The organism is Piscinibacter sp. PDB5-1 (genome assembly GCF_056676035.1).
Window position 1 is genome coordinate 84,775 of record NZ_JBWVZL010000001.1, and the last position, 15,122, is coordinate 99,896.

At 64.6% G+C, this 15,122-nt stretch carries 16 protein-coding genes; 4 read left to right on the plus strand and 12 right to left on the minus strand.

From position 1 onward, the window contains the following. Positions 1-31: 31 nt before the first annotated feature. A complete protein-coding gene (locus AC1KAT_RS00380; protein WP_480321626.1) occupies positions 32-697 on the plus strand; it encodes a tetratricopeptide repeat protein in 666 nt (221 codons plus the stop codon). A 13-nt stretch (positions 698-710) separates the two neighbouring features. Here AC1KAT_RS00380 and dusA read toward each other — a convergent pair whose 3' ends face one another. Next, complete coding sequence (gene dusA / locus AC1KAT_RS00385) at positions 711-1,709, minus strand: tRNA dihydrouridine(20/20a) synthase DusA (RefSeq protein ID WP_480321628.1); 999 nt, start codon at positions 1,707-1,709, stop codon at positions 711-713. A gap of 94 nt (positions 1,710-1,803) precedes the next feature. Between dusA and AC1KAT_RS00390 the strand changes: the two genes are divergently transcribed. From AC1KAT_RS00390 to AC1KAT_RS00400, 3 genes are all read left to right on the plus strand, one after another. Next, positions 1,804-2,805 carry a site-specific integrase gene (locus AC1KAT_RS00390; RefSeq protein ID WP_480321630.1) on the plus strand — a complete coding sequence of 334 codons (1,002 nt, stop codon included), beginning with the start codon at positions 1,804-1,806 and terminating at the stop codon, positions 2,803-2,805. Positions 2,806-2,863: 58 nt separating this feature from the next. Then, positions 2,864-3,145 carry a hypothetical protein gene (locus tag AC1KAT_RS00395; protein ID WP_480321632.1) on the plus strand — a complete coding sequence of 94 codons (282 nt, stop codon included), beginning with the start codon at positions 2,864-2,866 and terminating at the stop codon, positions 3,143-3,145. A 643-nt stretch (positions 3,146-3,788) separates the two neighbouring features. Next, entirely contained in the window at positions 3,789-3,938 is a 150-nt protein-coding gene (locus AC1KAT_RS00400) for a hypothetical protein (RefSeq protein WP_480321634.1), read from the plus strand. A gap of 39 nt (positions 3,939-3,977) precedes the next feature. On the opposite strand, the gene AC1KAT_RS00405 is transcribed toward AC1KAT_RS00400, so the two are convergent. The 11 genes from AC1KAT_RS00405 to AC1KAT_RS00455 all read right to left on the minus strand — a co-directional run bounded on the left by AC1KAT_RS00405 (position 3,978) and on the right by AC1KAT_RS00455 (position 14,882). Continuing rightward, entirely contained in the window at positions 3,978-4,766 is a 789-nt protein-coding gene (locus tag AC1KAT_RS00405) for a DNA adenine methylase (RefSeq protein ID WP_480321636.1), read from the minus strand. 232 nt (positions 4,767-4,998) lie between these two features. Then, positions 4,999-5,190, minus strand: a complete 192-nt coding sequence (locus AC1KAT_RS00410) for a hypothetical protein (protein WP_480321638.1) — start codon at positions 5,188-5,190, stop codon at positions 4,999-5,001. Positions 5,191-5,224: 34 nt separating this feature from the next. Next, positions 5,225-5,671: a hypothetical protein gene (locus AC1KAT_RS00415; RefSeq protein ID WP_480321640.1), complete on the minus strand. Its 447-nt coding sequence runs from the start codon at positions 5,669-5,671 to the stop codon at positions 5,225-5,227. A 29-nt stretch (positions 5,672-5,700) separates the two neighbouring features. Then, entirely contained in the window at positions 5,701-6,099 is a 399-nt protein-coding gene (locus AC1KAT_RS00420) for a DUF5675 family protein (RefSeq protein WP_480321642.1), read from the minus strand. Beyond that, on the minus strand, positions 6,096-6,422 hold the full coding sequence (locus AC1KAT_RS00425; RefSeq protein WP_480321644.1) for a hypothetical protein: 327 nt from the start codon (positions 6,420-6,422) through the stop codon (positions 6,096-6,098). Before AC1KAT_RS00425 ends, AC1KAT_RS00420 begins: the two co-directional genes overlap by 4 nt. Further along, positions 6,412-6,801, minus strand: coding sequence for a hypothetical protein (locus tag AC1KAT_RS00430; protein ID WP_480321646.1), 390 nt, complete (start codon positions 6,799-6,801; stop codon positions 6,412-6,414). Before AC1KAT_RS00430 ends, AC1KAT_RS00425 begins: the two co-directional genes overlap by 11 nt. Positions 6,802-6,873: 72 nt before the next feature. Continuing rightward, on the minus strand, positions 6,874-10,581 hold the full coding sequence (locus AC1KAT_RS00435; RefSeq protein WP_480321648.1) for a phage tail protein: 3,708 nt from the start codon (positions 10,579-10,581) through the stop codon (positions 6,874-6,876). After that, positions 10,581-11,045 (minus strand): hypothetical protein, encoded by a 465-nt coding sequence (locus AC1KAT_RS00440; RefSeq protein WP_480321650.1) that lies wholly within the window; start codon positions 11,043-11,045, stop codon positions 10,581-10,583. The genes AC1KAT_RS00435 and AC1KAT_RS00440 overlap by 1 nt, the downstream gene beginning before the upstream one ends. Then, the gene (locus AC1KAT_RS00445) at positions 11,042-11,923 is read right to left on the minus strand and encodes a DUF2163 domain-containing protein (RefSeq protein ID WP_480321652.1); all 882 of its coding nucleotides are present in this window, start codon (positions 11,921-11,923) and stop codon (positions 11,042-11,044) included. Before AC1KAT_RS00445 ends, AC1KAT_RS00440 begins: the two co-directional genes overlap by 4 nt. After that, positions 11,923-12,516 (minus strand): DUF2460 domain-containing protein, encoded by a 594-nt coding sequence (locus AC1KAT_RS00450; RefSeq protein WP_480321654.1) that lies wholly within the window; start codon positions 12,514-12,516, stop codon positions 11,923-11,925. Before AC1KAT_RS00450 ends, AC1KAT_RS00445 begins: the two co-directional genes overlap by 1 nt. Then, positions 12,513-14,882, minus strand: coding sequence for a hypothetical protein (locus AC1KAT_RS00455; RefSeq protein WP_480321656.1), 2,370 nt, complete (start codon positions 14,880-14,882; stop codon positions 12,513-12,515). The genes AC1KAT_RS00450 and AC1KAT_RS00455 overlap by 4 nt, the downstream gene beginning before the upstream one ends. Positions 14,883-15,122: the final 240 nt, after the last annotated feature.

Consider the following 15,122-nt stretch of genomic DNA (forward strand, 5'->3'; position numbering starts at 1 on the left):
GCTTCACTGATTCATTCGATCGGAGACACCCATGACCCACCGCCCCACCCTGTCCACCCTGCTGTCTGCCGCCCTGGCCACGGCCGCGCTGCTGAGCGGGCCCAGCGCCCACGCCGGCGCGGTCGAAGACGCCGTCGTCGAGCTGCAACACGACTGGGAAGTCATCAACTACCAGACCCCGGCGGGCGAACGCGAGAAGCGCTTCGAGGCCCTGGCCGCCAAGGCGCACCGCGTGGCCGAGTCGAACCCGCAGCGAAGCGAACCCCTGGTGTGGGAAGGCATCATCGTCAGCTCGCTGGCCGGCGCCAAGGGCGGGCTCGGCGCGCTGGGCCTGGTGAAGCAGGCCAAGTCGCTCTACGAAGCGGCGATCAAGATCGACGGCAACGTGCTCGACGGCTCGGCCTACAACAGCCTGGGCGTTCTGTACTACAAGGTGCCCGGCTGGCCGCTCGGCTTCGGCGACAAGGCCAAAGCCAAAGACATGCTGCAACGCGCACTGACGCTCAACCCCAAGGGCATCGACCCGAACTACTTCTACGGCGAGTACCTGCTCGAAACGGGCCAGCCCGCCGAGGCCATCACCCACCTCGAGCGCGCACTGCAGGCCCCGGCCCGGCCGGGCCGCCAGGTGGCCGACGCAGGCCGGCGCGAAGAAGCGCGGGTGCTGATCGAGAAGGCGCGCGACAAGCTGCGCTGAGCGCAGCGGCAGCTCACACGACGGGGGTGGGCCGCCGCCGCGCCTGGGCCGACACCTCGGCGGGGTCGAGCCCCTTGAGGTGGTGGTCTGACCACACCTGCCGCCAGCGGCGCGCGCCGGGCAGGCCGTTGTACAGCCCAAGCATGTGGCGCGACACGCGCGACCAGGGCTCGCCGGTGGCCACGATCCGCTGCATGTAGGCCACCATCGCATCTTCGACCGCCTCGCGCGTGAGCCCGCTCGGCGCGGCGCCGAAGAAGCGCTCGTCCCAGTCGGCCATCAACCAGGGGTTGTGGTACGCCTCGCGGCCGAGCATCACACCGTCGAGGTGCTGCAGTTGCTCGGCGATCTGGTCGTTCGTCGTCACGCCGCCGTTCAGCACGACGGTGAACTGCGGAAACTCACGCTTGAGGCGGTGCACGACCTCGTAGCGCAGCGGCGGCACTTCGCGGTTTTCTTTCGGGCTCAGGCCCTTCAGCCACGCATTGCGCGCATGCACGATGAACACCGTGCAACCGGCCTCGGCCACGGTGCCTATGAAGTCGCGCACGAACTCGTAGCGCTCGCTCTGGTCGATGCCGATGCGGTGCTTTACGGTCAACGGCAGGCTTGTCGCGTCGCGCATGGCCTTCACGCAATCGGCCACGAGCTGCGGCTCGTTCATCAGGCAGGCCCCGAAGGCGCCGCGCTGCACCCGTTCGCTCGGGCAGCCGCAGTTGAGGTTGACTTCGTCGTAGCCCCAGCGCTCGGCCAGCTTCGCGCAGGCCGCCAGGTCGTCGGGCTCGCTGCCGCCGAGTTGCAAGGCCACGGGGTGTTCTTCGCCGTTGAAGTCGAGGTGGCGTGGCACGTCGCCGTGCAGCAACGCGCCCGTGGTCACCATCTCGGTGTAGAGCAGCGTGTTCTTCGTCAGCAGGCGATGGAAGTACCGGCAGTGGCGGTCCGTCCAATCCATCATGGGGGCAATAGCAAGCCTCCATGGGTGGTAAGTCGTTGATTCTTCTGTGTTCACCATGGTGGCCGTAGCACTTCCGTAGCACGTCTGTCCAGTCGTTTGCACCCGTTTGCATGGCCCTACACTCCCGCGCTGCTACGGGAGTGCTACGGGAATGGCGTCCATCATCCAGGTCGGCGGGAAGTGGCGGGCACAGGTCCGCAGGAAGGGCTTTCCGCCTCAGACGCAGACGTTTGCAACCAAGATTCTCGCGGAGAAGTGGTCGCGCAAGATCGAGGCCGAGATTGATGCCGGCCGCGCCGGCGTGGTCAGCAAATCGGGCGTGACGATCAGCAAGCTGATCGAGCGCTACACCGAAGAGGTGGGCCGCAAGAAGCCGTTCGGCCGCAACAAGGCCGACGTCATCAAGAAGATCAAGCTGCACCTCGGCGCCGAGCTGGCCCAGGCGCTGACGGCCGAGCGCGTGGTGAAGTACATCCGCGAGGACAGGCAGATCACCAACGTGACCGCGTCCATCGACCTCACCTACCTGAAGGGCGTGCTCAAGATCGCCAGGGCGCTGTGGGGATACCCGCTGCAGCCGGCCGTGGTGGACGATGCGCGCGAGATATTGCGGTACATGGGCGAGCTGCAGCGCAGCAACATGCGCGACCGGCGCCCCACCGCCGACGAGCTGGCCAGGCTGCGCGCCTGGTTCGCCGAACGCTCGGAGTCGCTGACGCCCGACTTGTTCGACTTCATTCTCGACTCGTGCTTTCGCCCGCCGTCAGAGATTGAGCGGCTCATGTGGGAAGACCTCAACGAGGTCGACAAGACGATCCGCATTCGAGACCGCAAAGACCCACGCAAGAAGGTCGGCAACGACCAGATCGTGCCGCTGCTCGGCCGCTGCATGGAGATCATCAGCCGCCAGCCGAAGGGCGACGGCCGCATCTTCGACTTCAACGGCAGCACCTGGTCGAGCATCTTCCCGCGTGCGTGCCGCGAACTTGGCATCGAAGACCTGCAGCTCTACGACCTGCGCCACGAGGCCATCAGCCGCCTGGTCGAGTCAGGCAAGTACAGCCTGCCCGAGATGATGCTGATCACCGGCCACCGTGACCCGAAGCAGTTGATGCGCTACACCCAGCTACGGGCAAAAGACCTGCATCGATGATGCCGACGGCGGCAGCGCACGGCGCCTGGCCGAGACGCCCAGCCGGTATAACGGCGCCATGTGGGTCGAGCTGGTGCAACTGCGAGCGTCGGGGATGAAGCTGACCAGGGATGAACTGGCAGTCGCAGAGCGCTACCGTGGCCACCTGCACCTCGAAGCCGACTACGCGGTGGTCACCTCGGGGCCCGACCACAGGATCGGCAACGCGGTAGCGCCGCTACACGTCGTCAAGATCAGGATCGAGGGCGACAACATCCTGCTGCACGGCACGCAGCGCGCTCACGACTGGGAGCCTGTCCACCCGCAGGCCTGGTGGTGCAAGGTGGTACCGGCACCATAGGCTGCACGCGCCAGTAAAAACCATTCGCTCAACTCGGGTTTATTTGTCGCCAGCCCCCTACTAGAACTTGCTCAAACCGTCAAGAGAAGGCTGAGCCGGATTCGATAGCGAAGAACCGCATCTAGGCGCGCATTACCGAGAGTTTGCGGATATAACCGGCGCCGCCAGCACCCCACTCGGTCGTCAAAGTGCCACGAACAAGCATTAGCAGCAGCTAACGGGGTGAAAATTTGCACGAAATCACCAAGGCCGCCTGACTAGAATGATCTTCATGCTATCCATTTCGTAAGGCGCAAAAAAAAGTCCTCTTGAACCCGGGCAAGGGTGCAAGAGGACTTCGTCAGGTGAATAAGGGGTACGAACGCACCCCCTGAGCCCCGACCTACTTGGAGGTAGGAGTCAAGGCTAGCACACAGCTTTGGCGTCGTGGCTCGAAGTTGCGTTCACTTTGTTGAACCAAAGGACATTCATGTCAACTTCGAACGACCCCAAAACAGTCCGCGTGCGGACGTATCAGCGCACCCGCTTCGGGCGGCGCGAAAGAGTCTGCGAGCACTGGCGCTCTTCGCCAGATTGATCGCAGCAGGTTGGGGCCCTCGCGGGCCCCTCTCATCTCTCTTTCCTACTAGCAACTTGACTCATCATGACCAAACGCACAACTCAAACCATCGCACGCAGCGCCGTAACTGGACGCATCGTCAAGCCTGAGTACGCTCGGGCGCACCCTAAAACCACGGTGATCGAAACCGTGCGCCGGCCAGCCGCGCCGCCGCCCACGAAAAAGGGCAAGTAAGCCACTACCGAGGGGTGCCGGGAGGCACCCCTTTTTTCATCAGAACAACCCCGCCGGCTCGGCCGCTTGGTCCCAAGACCAGATCACCAGTTCCTTGCGGGCGGCGCCCTTCCCTCCCCCGCCCACCGTGTAGGTGATGTCGAGCGACTCCATGTGAAAGCCTTCGAAGCACCGGCGAATGTCGGGGTGGTCGTTGATGCTGAGCAGCGCCTTGCCTTCGATGGCACGCATCGCGCGCGCCATCTCTTCGTACTCGCTGAACGGGAAATCAACCCCGTAGCCCTCGGTCTCCCAGTACGGCGGGTCGAGATAGAACAGCGTGTGCGGTCGGTCGTAGCGCTCCATGCACTTGCGCCAGTGCAACCGCTCGATGAACGTGCCAGCCAGGCGCAGGTGCGCAGCGCTCAGTTGCTCTTCGATGCGCATGAAATTTGGCGGAGGCGCCGTCGTGCATGTGCCCCAGGTCTGCCCCTGCACTTTGCCGCCGAAGCAGTGGTGCTGCAGATAGAAGAAGCGTGCGGCGCGCTGGATGTCGGTCAGGGTTTCAGGCGGCGTGTCTTGCGTCCACCTGAAGATCTCGCGGCTGCTCAGCGACCACTTGAACTGGCGCACAAACTCTTCGAGGTGCGTTTGAACGACCCGATAGAGGTTCACCAGCTCGCCGTTGATGTCGTTGACGACCTCCACTTCGGCCGGCGGCCGCAAGAAGTACAGCGCCGCGCCGCCAGCGAACAGCTCGACATAGCACTTGTGCGGCGGAAAGCGGGGAATGAGGGTGTCGGCCAAGCGGCGCTTGCCGCCAAGCCACGGAATGATCGGTGTGACCAAAGTGAGGTTCCATGTGTCTGAGAATCGCACCCGCCTCCCGGGAGGTGGCGGGGCCTTGGCTGGGCTCACAGGTCTGTTCTGTGGGTTCGGTGTCCGTCCGGGGTGTTAGCGCACCTCAGGCGGTCGCCCTGTCTTTTTGTGCGGGTACCCGCATCGAGCCACGCTCGGGATGAGCGTGTGTCGATGCCGGCACCTGGCCAGCGGCCAGGCGCACGAGCTGGACGCGACTGCGTCAGACCTCTTCGACCACCAGGCGGCGCGTGCTGTGGATCATCTGTTCCGTCAACGCCGTGGGATGGTTGAGTTGCACGGGCGCGCTGTCGGCGCTTCGCACCCACTGGCCATCGGCGTTCTTGTGCTCGATGAACACGCTCACCTTGTGCGAAGAGGTGTCGGCGTTCTCGATTCGGACATGCTTGGTCACTTGCTACTTCCTTTGAAAAGAGGTCGCCTTTGAATCAGGGGGCGACCTTCCCTGTTTTCTTTTGAGTCACGCACCCTGTCAGGGCGCGCTCGCGCTCTTGGTGCTCGATGAGGGCGGCGATGAGGTCATCTGCTTCTTGGGCGAGCGCGACAAGATCGCTTCGGTCCTCGTCACGAAGGACTGCGGTGGCGGGCGCATCGCGGCCGCACTCGCTGATGGTCGGGTCGGCGGCTCGCTCGTCGGCGGACAACTGGCGCAGCCGCTCAAGGCTGCCAGCAGCAGCGCGCTGATTCGCCTGCAGGCGGTGGTGGTGGGCATCGGTGATCCTTGCTTGTGATGCGTTGGCCAGGCGCTCGTCATCTCGCGCGGCTTCTGAGCGCGTGAGTGCCGCCGTGGTTTGCTTGGCGGCGTGCTGCGCCTCGACGTGGCGCATGCCGCCCCACAGCCCGGCCAGGCCGGCCGCGAGGGTGGCCACGGCCATGCCCCCGAGTGCGGTTGACCAGGTGGGCATCACACGATCTCCAGTGAGAGAGATTCACCACGCCGCTTTGCATCGCGCAGGCGCCCGAACAGCTCGTCAAATGCTTGCCGGCTACGGCCGACCGAGGTTTGGTAGCGGTCGAAGCCCGGCAAGATGCACCCCTCGGTGTCTTTCGCGTAATTGCCCGGGTGGATTCGCACCCCGCTGAAGTTGGGCACGTCGAGCAACAACGGCAAGAACTTCTGAAAGCGTGGACTCCACGTGATGTCGAGGCCGTACGCGCCGTATGCAATGGCGGTTTGGCCAGGCACCTTCGGACCCTTGCGCACGGGGTCTTCGAGCGTCCAGCAAGCCTCTTCGCCATCAACTGACAACCGACCGATGGTGCACACCGCCTGCAGGTCCACGCGCTTGAGCAGGAGCTTCATGTGCGGCCTCGCTCGCTCGCTGAATCGTCGAAGCATGCGAAGTCGGTACACCTGCGCATGGGCCGACCGCGATGCTTGTGCACGGCGCGCAACACCCACAGGGCCACGCCAGCGGGGCCAATTACCTTCGCCCAGGGCCCGACGATGCCGAGCGCAGGCGCCTGCAAAAACGGCGTGAAGAGCAACGAGGCACCCCACACACCAATGAGGCCAGCTGCGAGCGCTTTGACAGACAGCTCACAGCGCTTGCTGCCCTTGATGACAGCCACAGCACCGCCGACGAGCACCAGGCCGCACACGGCCGAGATCAGATCAGGAAGCATCTTTGTCCCCTCTCTTGGTCCATTGCTTGAACAAGCCGAAGAAGAAAGGCGCCGCGCGCAGAATGACGGCGGCGATCACTGCTGCCGCCACCCAGCGGGGCACGGCAGCCACGGGCTGCAGCAGGGGATAGGCAGCACCGAGCGCCGGCAGAGCCGCACTCAGTGCAATGCCCGACGCTGCGCACACGAAGAGCTGCACCACGATGCCGAGCAGCCATCGCTGCGACATCTCTGCGTGCACTTCGTGCTCCATCCACACAGCGGTCAAGCCGCCGATCACCGCCCACACGGCTACCTCGAGCGGCGGCATGCCGCCGACTGCGGCACTCACCGCCCCTGCGGCCGCGCCGGCACCGGCGGTTGCAATCACGTCTGCCATCGTCTCCCTTCCATCGTTTGTGAAATAAAAAAGGCCCGCCGAAGCGGGCCCCTTGCCGTCTGACAACACTCATCACACCTTGCTCTCAATCGCGATGACCGAACCCAAGTACGCGGCGAGGTTTCCGCCAGAACCATTCATCGTGTTTATCGCAGTCCAATTGCCGTCAAACCACTCTGCCTCCATACGGATGCTGAATTGGTGCGAGCCTGCAGCTAGGGCGCCGGACCAAACGATTGGCACAGGGAGCAGCCCGATGTATTTGCTCGACCCAGCCGGATAACAGACCCCCGGCGCCCCCGAGAACCGCCGCTCGACACCATCGATTCGGAGATAGATCGTGGACTTGAAGTACCGGATCGCGGTCGATGCGTAGACCTCTATGTAAGCGCGACCGTCCGAAACGACTGTCACGGGGGCGCCGGTTGACGTGAATTCGGATCCGTAGTTCGTTGTCTGGTTTGTCGTTGACACGCCAACAGGCACGAAGTAGTACGCGCTGATGCCTCCGTAGTAGTTCAAGGCCGTCACCGCGCCAACCTTCAGGTGATGGGTCTCGATGCTGTCAGCGACAAACTTGCTTCCCGCAATGGTCCCGTCAACGAAGAGATTCCCGTCGAGCTGCACCGTTGCGGTCTGCCACGCCGTACCGTCCCAAAACTTCGTGTGGACGTAGCCTGACGTGCCGACCAGCGTCACCCGATCCTGAAAGACCGGCCCCGCGAAGCCCGCCCCCGTGATCGCAGCAAGCGCTTCAACGTCACTCCAGCTTGAGCCCGAGATCGGCCGACTGAACTGCACATTGCCGCGCTGGCCAGCGGCCCCCGTTGTACCTGGCGCCCCCGGCGCACCGGGAGCACCAGGCGCCCCCGGTGCGCCGACAACACCTTGCTTTGCTTTGCTCACGCCGAAGCTCTTGCTCTGGGTGGCAAACCCCGAGCGCGTGGCGCTGATGTCCACATAGCTCGCGTCCTGTGAGGGCGCAATGCTGTCGAGCGTCAGCGTGCGTCCAACGAGCGTGCTGCTGACGCCAGGGCCGTTGACGCGACTGAACGTCCAGTTCGAACTATCGTCCACCCCGCCGACCAGCACAGACATCGTTGTGGTGTTGCCTGCATAGCTGCTGACGTTGCCAGCCGCATCAGCAGGAAAGACCACGGCCTCACGCGTGAGCGACGGCGCAACCGCAGACGCGCCTGGCGCTCCTGGCGCTCCTGGAGCCCCAGGCGTTCCCGGCGCCCCCGGGGAGCCTGGGACGCCAGGCGTACCAGGAACACCTTCACGCACCAGCGTGATGGTTACGTCGTCCGTGTAGGTCGCCACCGGGTCACTGAGCTGCGCGCGCACGACCACGGTGTCGGTGAGCATGCTCGCCGTTGAGAGGGTGCGCGTGAGGCCAGAGCCCGTGAGGCCAGCCGCGCCGCTGTGCACCGTGATGCTCGGCGTGCCTTGAAGCAGGCCCTGCAGCGCGGCCGTCAGCGTGATGTTTGCCGGCACGCGGGGTCCACTGTTGGGCACATGCACGACGAGGCTGTCTGCCGACAGCCTCACGCCCTTGCCGGCGACGCCTGGCTGCAACTGCGCCATCGTTCCCGCGACGGTGTAGCTGTGCGCCGCGACATCAGCAAGGTCTTCCTCTGCCCCCCCATAAACATTGAAGCTGGTGAACTTGAAGTGGATGGTGCGGCCGATGTATTCAACATCGAGCGCCTCACCCTTCACCACGCCCTGGTCGATGCGCACGAACTTCGAGCCTGCGGCTTTGGCTCCCGCGCCCGTACCGTACGCACCTCGACGCAGGCCGTTGAGGTTGTAGGCATTGGTAGCCACCAGCGCGGCACCTTCGTAGGCCAGGTACTCGATGGCGCCGCCCCCGGCATCGACCATGCACAAGGTTGTCAGGGCGTCGGCCTCGGCCGTGGTGGCGTTGAGCAACTGACCGCCCTTCCCCACCAGCGAGATGCCGACCGGCCCCGTGGCGTCTGCAGCGAGCGCGCCAGTGGTCACACCGTACCGCGCACCACCAAAGGTGCGGCCGACTTCCTTGTATTGCGTGCCGTCGAGACTCACCCACACGCGCGCGCCGCCCCAGTTCGCACCCGTACCGCTGACAGCGCACCACACCGCGAGGCCCGAGGCACCGGCCATGTTCACCGGCGGCTCGAAGAACGACGGCGTAGAGACCGCGCCTGGCGCGGCGTTGTAGTCCGCGGAATACCCAGCGCCAGATTGCGACGGATACAGCGGCGCGCTGCCGATGCCGATGGGACTGTCTTCGGCAATGACGCGGATCTCGCCGTCGATGTCTTCCTCGGTCTCAACCACGCGCACCACGCGCCCTGTCGGCAGGTGATGCGCCTCGGTGATGCCGAGCAGGTCGCCGGGCTCGATGAGCGCCTTTGTCCACGGCAGGCGGAATTCGTACGTGTTGCGAACGTAGGTGTAGCGCTGCAGCAGCAACTGAGCCACCTTCCGCGCGACAGCCGCATCGCAGATCCAGTCGCCACGAACAGGCCGCGCGGGTCGCAGCCCCTTGGCATGGATGTTGGCTCGGTCTTTCGCCTCAGCCGACTCGATGTTGTACTGGCGCTCGCGGTTCAAAAACTGCAGCGACACTTGGTTGTATGCCTCGGCTGGACTGCCACGCGTGACGTGGATCGCCTCGCCATCGGCCATCGGCAGAAAGTCGTCTTCGGTCAGGTGATACACGGGAGTGAGGTTCGGCGTCCAGGTGACGCCGTGACCGGTGATCTCTTTGTCGCCTCGCGGGACGATCTTCAGCCGCCCCCCGCTCCACACGGGAATGCTGTTCGTCAGCTCGCAAGCCTTGAGCACAAGCTCGGAAGCCGACATCTGCTCGGTGATCGCCGGGCTCATGAGCAGACCGGCTGCACGGCAGTAGAGGGCCCAATCTTCGATGTCGAGCGCGGTCCCAGGGAAGCTGGCTCCGTAGCGCGTATTGCAAAGCGCGTCGGGCAGGAAATCACCCGGGTTCGCATCGGGCACCGTGGAGGCGAGGCTGTAGGCGAACGGCGCGATCACCTCGAAGAGGTGGTTCTCGACTTGCGCACCTGTGCCGAGGTCGTAGTCACCGCCAGCCACATACGCCAAACCGCTATATGGGACGGCCTGGTCAGGGTAGCTGCTGGTCAGCAAACTCCAGGTAGGCTGGCTCAACTCGCCGCGAAAGAGCGTGAGACCAAGCTCTTGCATCGCCGTCTGAGGCTGCCCCCCCGAAACCCAGCGGTACCGAATCGTGAACGTAGCACCAGCCCACACAGGCCCGAAGACCAGGGTGCCAGGCGTGCTTTCGAATTCATCGACGCTCACGTATGCAGGCCGGCCGTTGTGGCCACCGGGGTAAGACATGCGGCTCACGCCCGAGGGCTCGATCTGCGCCGCCTGGGCCACGGTGTACGAGCCGCCGCCGGGCGGAACAACGTAGGTCTCTGTTGCGTTGTGCAACTGCGTCGGTGTGTAGCCGCCGGCCTTGAGCCCTTTGCCCCGCCAGATGCGCGGAATGTCGAGCACCGGAGTTTCGGTAATACCCATCATCACCGACGCGCGATACGTGTAGGTGGTGTTCTGCGTCTTGACGCCACCACCCTTGCCCGACGTTCCGGTCGTGTGAGCCAGGGCCCGAAATCCGCCGTACCACAGCAAGTTGCCCGTCAGGCGCGTCAGCCCGTAGGCGATGGCAATCGTGACGCCATAGGCACTGCTCTGCAGTTTGGCCGCTTCGATGCGGGTTTCGCTTGTCGCGATGGTCTGACCACCCATTACCAGATACTCCAAAACTTGACTTCGCGCCCTGCCAGCGGCTCTTCGCAAAGCCGGCTGAGGATCACGCCGCGATTCACAAACGCATGCACCAGCAAGACCTGGTCGGGCCGCGCTGCCGAAGGAACCTCGACGACGATGGCGCTGTGGCTGAAAGTTCGACCGAAGCGGAACAACGCCACATCGCCCACTGCAGGCGCCTGCACAGGCCGCGCGCCACAAGCGTCAAGCCAACGCTCGTAGACCTCTTCGCCTCGGTGCAGATGCCAGTCGTGGGCGTAGAAGCCGGGATCGACGTGCTCGATACACCCCGTGGTCTCGTAGACATCGCAAAGGATGTGCGCGCAGTCCACACCCACGCCCTTCACCCGAGCGTGGTTGTGATACGCGGTGCCCAACCAACTCAAGGCCTCTTCGGCGACCCGAGCGCGCTGCGCCAATTCGTTGATCTCTCTGAGGCTCATACAACGGTCTCGGCCACAGGGATGTACGGCGCCCCGCGATACCGGGGCCGGTTGTTGAACTTCGTGGTGCAGGTGCTTTGCTGACCATCGCAGCCTGGCCAAGCGGTGAACGTCTGACCAGCCCCAACCGGAAAAGGCCATGGCTCAATCACTGTCAATGCGCCGGCCGTGTTGCTGGCCACCGTGCGGCGCACCCCTTCATTCGGCCCACTGGTCATCAGAACCTCACCCAACGCCCAGTGGTCTGCCGTCACGCCAGCGATGCCATGCGCGAACGTCGTCTGCAGCACGTCGGTTGCACTGGTCGCAGCACCAGTGACCTGGTGCGCAGCCCGGCTGAGTCCACAGTGCGTGTCGAAGACACTGCTCAGACACGACGGCTGGTACACGTTGCGCGGAATCCGCGCGTCGAGCAGCTCGATACTGCTGCGCGCTTGCACCTTCTTCTCGTGACGACCACCAAGCACGGCCCCCATGCCACCATCAAAGAGGTACAGCGCGCCCTGCCAGGGCAGCCCAGGGCCGGCGCTGAAGACGCGTTCCAGCCTCAAGCGAGCATCGTCAAAGCCACCCGCCGTGATGAACGTGATGAGCGGCACACCATTGACGGTGAACCCCGGCGGTGCGCTGAACGTCACGTCGCAGGTATCAACCTCGAGCTTGCTGCCCGAGCGCGTGCGAGTGCGCTGAAGCAGGGGCCCCAGGGCCCAGAGCGTCGCACCCAAGCGCACGGGTTCGTCGCCACCACTCCACCGGTACACAGTGCCGTTCGGCATGGTGATGGTGTACAGGTCAACCATGCGCAGCTGGGTCGCCCCTGCACCGTTGAGCAAGGCAGCAAGAGCACCGGGGCTGACTTCCCATGAAGCGGTGCGCATCAGGCTTTCTCCGTGATGAAGCCCAGCCCCTTGAGGTCGAACAGGCCGTACATCATTTCGTTGATCTCGACGCCGTCTTTCAAGAAGTAGCAGCGCCAGTAAAAGTTGCCAGACCAGGACAGCGACGCGCCGTTGGCCGGCGCGACAGCAAAGCTGACAAGCCCGGTCGCTGACACGCTGAAACCGCTGGACTGCAGAACGGCGCCGATGAAGATCTGCGGCACCTCGACGATGCCGCGCACGGGTTCGACGTATGAACCTCGCGCACGCACCAACTGGAACTGGGTCGTCACCCCATCACCGATGCCGAAGACTTGCGCCACCGCGACGCGGTCCCACGGATCGTTGAACAAGAAGGTGTCGAAGCTGCCGTTTCGTGCGTTGACAAAGCCGAGCATCTGATCGACCTCGGTCGAGCCATCGACCTGGCGCAGCACCTCATAGTCGAGTTGCCACGTGTAGCGTGGGTAGCTCCAATTGGCCGCCCGATAGGTGCGGCCACTGACGGCCGCCTTCTCGGTCGTGGACCACTTGACCGCCCGTTTGCGCCCCCACGAGCAGCCCGGCAGAGCCGGTAGAACTGCGTTGCTCATCGGGGCACTCCGGGCAGGCCGCCATCTCGGCGAAGGGTTTCGAGGAATTTCACGAAGTCACGCTTGTTGGCGATCAAGAAGTCGCCGACGCTCACGCCCCGCAGTTCGATGGGGGACAGGCCAGAACCGCCACCGCGCGCCATGTCGCGGACCGCGTCGGCCTGCTCGCGCGGCAGCACCATCTCGCGCTCATGCAGTTGCGTGAGCGGGTTGATGCCCGAGGGGATGTCCCAGCCACCCCGCGCGCTCGGCACAGCGCCGCCCATGGCCGACACTGCGCCGAAGACGGCTGCCAGTGCTGCCAAGGCGAGCACGGGGCCAGCCACAGGAATGGAGGCCTGCGAGGCTGCGGCCCCTGCGCCGGCCCGCGCGGCATCGGTGCCGATGCCCGCCAACGCAAGCGCGCGTTCCTTGGCGAAGGCCATAACCTTGGCAGCGACGATCTTCGCCAGCTCGCCCTTCACTGTTGCGCCGATGCCCTGCCACACGCTGGCCAAGCCACCGCGCAGCGTTTGTGTGCGGTTCATGATTCCCTCTGCAGCGCGCGCGAACGATTGCTCGGCCGACTGCCACACGTTTGACCACGGGCCGGTCTGCGCCTCGCGGGCCGACTGCGTCTGCAGCTGCTTCATGCGCAGCAGGTGCTGCCGCTCAAGCTCTTCGAGCTGTTGACTGCGACGCTCGAACTCGGCGGGGTCGCGCTGCGGGTCCACCATGGCCAGGCGCTGCGCAAGGTACTCACGCTGGATCTCGACGCGCTGCAGCTCGTACTGGCGCTCTTGCTCCAGCAACTGCGCGTGCGTGATGTTGCCCAGCTCGAACTGCAGCGCGGCGTCGGCCCTGGCCTGCTCGATGGCGCCCATCGCGCGGTCGTGAATGCCGCTCAGCCGCTCTTGGTCGAGCGCCTGCATCTGTTTGGCCGACTCGCGCAGCGTCTGCAGCTCGAGGTCGGCGATCTTTTTGGTGATGCGCGCGCGGTCTTGTCCGTTCACCTCATGCTGGGTCAGCAGGTTGCGCCAGAAGACGGCCTCTTGCTCTTTGGTGTATTCGCGCAGCGCGTCCTTCTTGGCTGCAAGCAGCTTCTCTTCCGAGAGAAGCGACTCGTAGTAGGACATCTGGCTCGGGTCAACCGCCTGCTTCTTGGGCTTCTCAGGCGGTGCGACGTAGTTCTTCTCGCCCCGCTTGCCCTCAGGCTGTCCGGCACCGGTGTCGGCGCTCCAGATGGCCGCAATGCGGTCGCGCGTCTTCTGCGACGACTCGGCCATGTTGTCCATGGCGTTCGACCAGGCCGAGCTGATCACTGTGCCGATGTTTCGCACGGACTCGACCGCACCGACAAAGTCGCCCTGAACCGCTTTGCCCACGGCCTCGGCCACAGCGCGGATCGGTTCGGCCACCGACACCACCATGGCGTTGATGACCTCCCACACGATCACCACGCCGTTCTTCAGCGCATGGAACGCTGTCGCCAAGCCACCGAGCGCACCGCGCACGATGACGATGGCCGCAGGCATCACGGCGTTGAAGATGTTGATCAGGTCGGTGAGGACCGGCATCAGGATGCGACCCACCGTGGCACCCAAGGCCTTCATGCCGAAGCCAGCGCGGTCGCCGGCGGCGTCGTATTGCTTCCAGGCCTCGACCGCGTTCGAGCCCACCTCGAGGCCGAGATCGGCCATCGTGGCGCGCGCGTCGTCGAGCGTTTCCTTGTTGACGAGCAGCAGCTTCGACGACGCATCGACGCCTTTGCCGAAGAGCACCTGGCTGGCGAGGTTGCGGTCAGCCCCCTCCTTGTATTCGTTCAGGATGTCGAGGCCCTCGACGAGCATGTCGCTCATCGGCCGCAAGTTGCCTGCCGCGTCGCGGGTCTTGAGACCCATCGACTGCATCTTGTCTTCGTTCTCTTTGAGCTGGCGCGTCATGCCCTTGGACGCGCCCTCGAGGTCGGACTGCTCTGCGCCAACGTCCTCGAGAGCGATCTTCCAGACCTGTGCCTGGTTGGTCGATTCGCCGAGGGCGCGGGCGAGGTCCATCGCCTCTTCGGTCATCTTCGCCGTGGCGTTGGCCGAGGCGACGGCTGCCATGCCCGCCGCCACGGCCACCAGTGCCACGAAGCCGATCTTGGTGGCACCCAGCGACTCAAGCAGGCCACTGAAGTGCCCGCCCATGCCTGCAACGTCAGAGCGGATGCTGTCGGACACGTCTTTCATGTGCCCGCGCATCGCGCTGCCGTCCGTCTTGAACTGCTGCTGCACCGAAGTGAATTGCCGCGAGACGCTGGCAAGCGACGACCGAATCGCACGCATGCCAGCTTCGAACGGGTTCACGTCGGCCGTGGCCGTGTACTTGATGTTCTTGTCTGTCATGGCGTGGTCAAGCCAGCCCAGGCGGATGCCCAGGCAACATTCGGCAAGGTGGTCGGAACTTGTGAACGGGTGGCCCGAAGATCGACGCCATGGCCTCCATGGCGCCTTCTTCGGTCTTTGCTGTGGCTGCAGGCGTGGCAGCGCCTGAGCCGGTGGACTGGCCCTTGCCGCCCCATGCGTTGAGCGCGGCCATCAGGCTGATGTGCACTGGCGGGCTGTTGCGCCAGTAGAGCCAGAGGT